Source organism: Thermoflexus sp. (genome assembly GCF_025055495.1).
Lineage (GTDB): Bacteria > Chloroflexota > Anaerolineae > Thermoflexales > Thermoflexaceae > Thermoflexus.
In genome coordinates this window covers 1-5,101 of the sequence record NZ_JANWXB010000042.1, presented here as the reverse complement: position 1 = coordinate 5,101, position 5,101 = coordinate 1, and the positions used below count along the sequence as shown (strand labels likewise).

Genomic DNA, 5,101 nt, shown 5'->3' with positions numbered 1-5,101 from the left:
AACCCGAACGGAAGGGGATACGCTGCGAAGCCATCCCCAAAGGGCCAGCCCACCGAAGATCAGCCCGGCAACGGCAAGTCCGAGACGCCCTCTCACCCGGAAAGGTCGTCTCATGTCGCATTCCGCAGGTGGCGATCCCGTTGAAGCGGAACGGCAACCGGCGCCCGGAGGCCAAGCGCACGGGCCAACACGCGGCACCGCCTCCCGGCAATCAGGGGAGCGATCTCAGGAAGCAACGAGGGGGCCCCCGATCTCACTCCCCCCCCATTCGTGTATTCGTGCCCCATTCGCGGACGGCCCCCCCGCTCTCATGGGGCGCGGCCCAGCGTGACGGAAACCGCGCGCTCTTCCCCATCCCGGACCACCGTCAAGCGCACGGTATCGCCTGGACGACGACGTCGGATGGCGTCCGGCAGGGGATGGGCGGCATCCACGGGCTCGCCGTCGATGGCGGTGATCCGATCGCCGGGACGCAGGCCCGCTTTCTCCGCCGGGCTGTCCGGGAGCACCCGGAGGATGCGGGCGCCATCCGCTTCCTGGTTCACCACCACGCCCAGCCAGGCCGCCCCGGAGGCCGGCGTGGGCGTTGCGGAAACGCCCCCTGCGCCCCGCCCGATGAGATAGCCCACCAGGCCTCCCGCCGCCAGGCCGGCGCATCCGCAGGCCAGGCCGACGAGCACCAAGGCCATGATCCACAGCCACAGTCGTCGATCCGCGTTCATGTTCACCGCTCCACCCGTTCGATGGCCGCGCCTAAGGCCCGCAATTTCCCGTCGAGATCCTCATAGCCCCGGTCGATCTGGACGATGTTGCGGATGATGCTGGTCCCCTCGGCGCAGAGGGCCGCGATCACCAGCGCCATCCCCGCCCGGATGTCCGGGCTCTCCAAGCGTTCCCCGTGCAATCGGGAGGGACCATGGACCAGACAGCGATGGGGATCGCAAAGGACGATGCGGGCGCCCATGGCGATCAGCTTGTCCACAAAGTAGAGGCGGCTTTCGAACATCTTCTCGTGGAAGAGGATCGGGCCCCTCGCCTGGGTGGCGGCCACGATCGCGATGCTCATCAGGTCCGCCGGGAACCCCGGCCAGGGCGCGTCCTCGATCTTCGGGATGTGCCCGCCGATATCGGGCACCACCTGAAGCGATTGCTCGGGCGGCACGTAGATGTCTTCCCCATGCACCTCGAAGTGGATCCCTAAGCGCCGGTAGGCCAGCTGCACCATGCGCAGATGGTGAGGAACCGCCCGTCGGATCCAGACCCCATCGCCGACCAGGGCGGCCAGCCCGATGAAGGATCCGACCTCGATGTGATCGGATTCGATCTCCCCCTCCCCGCCCCCCAGGCGATCCACCCCGTGGATCACCAGGGTGTTGGAGCCGATCCCTTCGATGCGGGCCCCCATTCGGTTGAGGAAGTGACAGAGGGCCTGGACGTGGGGCTCCGAGGCGGCGTTGCGCAGGACCGTGGTGCCCCGGGCCAGGGCCGCCGCCATCACCGCGTTCTCCGTCGCCGTCACGCTGGCCTCGTCCAGCAGGATGTCCGCGCCGGCCAGCCGGCCCTTCGAGCGGATCCGAAAAATCCGGTTCACCTCATAGCGGGCCCCCAGGGCTTCGAAGGCCAGGAAGTGCGTATCCAGCCGTCGGCGGCCGATGACATCCCCCCCGGGCGGCGGCATCTCGACCTCGCCGAAGCGGGCCAGCAGCGGGCCGGCCAGCAGGATACTGGCCCGGATTTCCCGACTGAGATCGGGGTTCAGGGGGCGAGGGCGCACCCCCCGGGCATCGATGCGCAGCGTATGGGGGTCCAGCTCCTCGATGACCGCCCCCAGCTCATTTAGCAACTGCAACAGGACGCGCACGTCCCGGATGCGGGGGACGTTGCGCAGGACGACCGGTTCGTCCGCCAGCAGGGCGGCGGCGATCAGGGGGAGGGCGGCGTTCTTGTTCCCGCCTGGCCGCACTTCCCCCCGAAGCCGCCGTCCCCCCTCGATGACGAAATAAGCTTCACGGGCCATGGTGTCCCTCGCTTCGGCAACTCGGATAGGAGTCAGGCCGCTGGCTTCCCCGGGAAGTCCTTTGAGGGGAGGACATCCCCCTCATCCGACCAGTTCCTGGGGGAACCCTCGCGAACGGTTGGACTTTGGACCAACGGGCCGTGCCCCACGCCCCCTGAGCCTTCGATGCGGATGAAGGCCAGCCCCTCCCCACGGCCCTTCGGGCCGCTGGGAAGGTGGGGTGGATAGAGCCACCTTCGGCGGCCCGCTCACCCCCTAAACCTCCCCCGAGAGAGGAATCGCACATTCATTCAGAGGAAATCCGCTGCGCCGTGGGCCATCGAGGGCGGCATATCCGAGACGAGCGCCCTCTTGAGGGAGGTGGGCCGATCCCCTACTCCAGGGAGAGAAGGCGCGCCCGCACCACCACTGGATCCCCCCGACGGGCCTCCAGGGCGGCCGCCGCGCACCCGTTCACCAGGCCGATCTCTAAGAAACCGGAGCTCCCAGGGTAGGCGATGAGCTCCCCGGGCTGCCCCTCCGCAAAGGTGTGAACGATGCCCTGGATGATCCGATCCCCGATCTCCACCCGGGCTTCCTTCGCCCGGAAGACCACCGGGAAGCGCCGGGCGAGCGGGCCGAAGGCTGGCTGCAGGACCAGCGTGGCCCCCTGCCACTGGAGCCGCCCGATGCTGGTCACCAGGTTGCCGAAGCGATCGGCATGCAGGATCTCGCCCCCGATGCGCTCCTCGCTCAGCTCCAGCCGGGGCGGGGGCAGCCGGACCGGATCGGTCACCGGCGGGCCGAAGGCGGCGGGCGGAACCCCACGGGCGAGATAGGCCGCCGCCGGGGCGAAGACATCCCGGCCGTGGAACGTATAGCTGACCTGAGGGAGCCGGTAAGCGGGCTCCTCGATCGAATAGCCGCGGGCCTCCGGATGGTTGTCCAGGATGAAGCTGAACAGCCCGTTATCAGGCCCGACGAAGAGGGCGCGTTCCGTCTCGACGATCAGGGCGCGGCGCGCGCTGCCCACCCCCGGGTCCACCACCGCCACGTGGATGGTGCCCGGCGGGAAGTAGGGCGCCGCCTCCGCCACCACGAAGGCCGCGCGGCGGATATCCTGGGGCGGGATGTGATGGCTCAGATCCACCAGCCGGACCTCTGGGGCGATGGAGAGGATGACCCCCTTCATCGTCCCCACATAGCCGTCCTCATCCCCGAAATCCGTGGTCAGCGTGATGATCCGCATGTCCGATCCTCCGCTGCGGACAGGTTGCCATCTATCCTTCCGCCTTCTTCCCCTTTGCCATAAGAGCAAAGGGGAAGAAGGCAGGGGGAAGGGAAGCGCCTGCGGGAAAAGCTCCCCTTCGCGGACAGCGAGGGGACAGCGGTGGGCGCCTTCGGCCGCCCGATCGCTTCCCCTATGAACGGCCCGTCGTCCCTTGTATATTTAGGCGAGGGGCGACTTCAGACGCCTGAGCTTCTCCGAGCCCCGACGTTGCGCATGGCATTTTAGCACCTCCGGTGAGGGGGGACATGCGAGGATCCGATTTCGTCCGGCGGGGATGGAAGTGGGCCCTTTACGGGCTGATGTGGATGGCCGCCTTCGGCGCTGGCTATCTGTGGGGACAGCGTTCGATCGAGCGGCCGGCGCCGGCGGACCGCTGGCGTCTCCTGGAGGAGGCCTGGGCCCTTATCGAAACCCGCTTCTACGGGCCGCTCCCCGAGCCCCGGGCTCGGGTGTATGGCGCCGTCCGGGGCCTGGTGGCGTCCCTGGGCGATCCGCATTCTACTTTTGTGGAGCCGGCGGCCCATCGGGAGGAGATCGCCCGTCTCCGGGGCGTCGAGGGCGGGCTTCCCCTCCACCTGCAGGCGAGCGCGGAGGGCTGGCGGGTGTATCCCTTCCCCGACTCCGCCGCGGCCCAGGCCGGGATCGGGGCAGGGGATCTCTTGCTGCAGGTGGGAGACCGATCGATTTCCGTCGATGATTCCCTCGAGGCGGTGGAGGCGGAATTGCGCGGGCCCATCGGCTCGCCGGTGCAGCTGACGCTGCGCCGCCCGGGGGCCGAGGCGACCTACCAGGTCACCCTGATCCGCGAGGAGATCCCCCGGCCCTCGGCGTGGGGATACGTCCCGGAGACCCGGCCGACCCTGGGGTATCTGCGGATCGCGGCCTTCACCGCCCGGACGCCGGAGGAGGTCCGCTCTGTCCTGGAGGCCTTCCGCCGCGAGGACGTCGAGGGGCTGGTGCTGGACCTGCGGGACAACGGGGGCGGTTTGCTGGAAGCAGCAGTAGAGGTGGCGGGGATGTTCGTCGGGCGGGCACCGGTGGCGGTGGAGCACCGCCGGGGTGGCCACGCAGTAGCGCACCGCCCGCAAGGGCCCGGCCCCCTGTTCGATCGCCCGGTGGCCGTCCTGATCAACCGCGGGACCGGGAGCGCGGCGGAGATCCTGGCGGCCGCCCTGGCGGAACAGGGGCGAGGGTTTCTGATCGGAGAGACCACCTTCGGCAAGGGCTCCGTCCAGGAGATCTTCACCCTTTCCGACGGCGCCTCGATCCATCTCACGGTGGCCGAATGGCGGACGGGGGAGGGCCGGCCCATTGAGGGGAATGGCCTGGCCCCCGAGATCCCCCTGCCGCCCGAATCCCTATCCGGAGAGGAGGCGGTCCATCAGGCGATCGCCGCTTTGCAGGCCCGCATCGAAGGGAGCCGGTAGCACGGGAAGGAGCCCGCGCGGCGGCGTTGCCCCTACGGCCACCAGCGCCCCACGTCCCGGATCGCCCGGAAGGTCTCCCGGATGGCGGCCTCCCCGCCCAAAGCATGAATGACCGGCGCTAAGGCGCAGAGATCCCAAAGCAAATCCTGACGGGTACGACGGGCTAGACAGCGAAGAGTTTCAGCCCACAGAGGGTATTGGGACAGCGTTGCCAGCTGTGGAGCCAGCTTGGCTAGAGCCCAGGTGCGGGCCGATTTGTCCCAGATCTCCCGGGCAATCATTAAGGCTTCCTGCAGTAGACCTTTAGGTAGATACGGGGCCAGCGTGGTCAGGGCCTTGGCGCGATCCTGTTCATCCTGGATCTCCCGGGCCGCGTTCAGAGCCTCC

The 5,101-nt window shown here is 68.7% G+C and carries 4 protein-coding genes and 1 pseudogene; 1 reads left to right on the top strand and 4 read right to left on the bottom strand.

Annotation, left to right across the window (positions count from 1 at the left end):
- Positions 1–308: 308 nt before the first annotated feature.
- The 3 genes from NZM16_RS01525 to NZM16_RS01515 all read right to left on the bottom strand — a co-directional run bounded on the left by NZM16_RS01525 (position 309) and on the right by NZM16_RS01515 (position 3,245).
- Positions 309–722, bottom strand: coding sequence for a S1C family serine protease (locus NZM16_RS01525; protein WP_295478030.1), 414 nt, complete (start codon positions 720–722; stop codon positions 309–311).
- A 2-nt stretch (positions 723–724) separates the two neighbouring features.
- Positions 725–2,017, bottom strand: coding sequence for a UDP-N-acetylglucosamine 1-carboxyvinyltransferase (gene murA / locus NZM16_RS01520; protein ID WP_295478027.1), 1,293 nt, complete (start codon positions 2,015–2,017; stop codon positions 725–727).
- Positions 2,018–2,390: 373 nt separating this feature from the next.
- Entirely contained in the window at positions 2,391–3,245 is an 855-nt protein-coding gene (locus NZM16_RS01515; RefSeq protein ID WP_295478024.1) for an SAM-dependent chlorinase/fluorinase, read from the bottom strand.
- 287 nt (positions 3,246–3,532) lie between these two features.
- Between NZM16_RS01515 and NZM16_RS01510 the strand changes: the two genes are divergently transcribed.
- Positions 3,533–4,714 (top strand): S41 family peptidase, encoded by a 1,182-nt coding sequence (locus NZM16_RS01510; RefSeq protein ID WP_295478021.1) that lies wholly within the window; start codon positions 3,533–3,535, stop codon positions 4,712–4,714.
- A gap of 32 nt (positions 4,715–4,746) precedes the next feature.
- Here the strand turns inward: NZM16_RS01510 and NZM16_RS01505 are convergent.
- Positions 4,747–5,101 (bottom strand): annotated as a pseudogene (locus NZM16_RS01505) (hypothetical protein); the annotation flags it as partial.

Bases quoted from the DNA above. Each gene is read 5' to 3' on its own strand.
- NZM16_RS01525 (WP_295478030.1), bottom strand. From the start codon at position 722: ATGAACGCGGATCGACGACTGTGGCTGTGGATCATGGCCTTGGTGCTC.
- murA (WP_295478027.1), bottom strand. From the start codon at position 2,017: ATGGCCCGTGAAGCTTATTTCGTCATCGAGGGGGGACGGCGGCTTCGG.
- NZM16_RS01515 (WP_295478024.1), bottom strand. From the start codon at position 3,245: ATGCGGATCATCACGCTGACCACGGATTTCGGGGATGAGGACGGCTAT.
- NZM16_RS01510 (WP_295478021.1), top strand. From the start codon at position 3,533: ATGCGAGGATCCGATTTCGTCCGGCGGGGATGGAAGTGGGCCCTTTAC.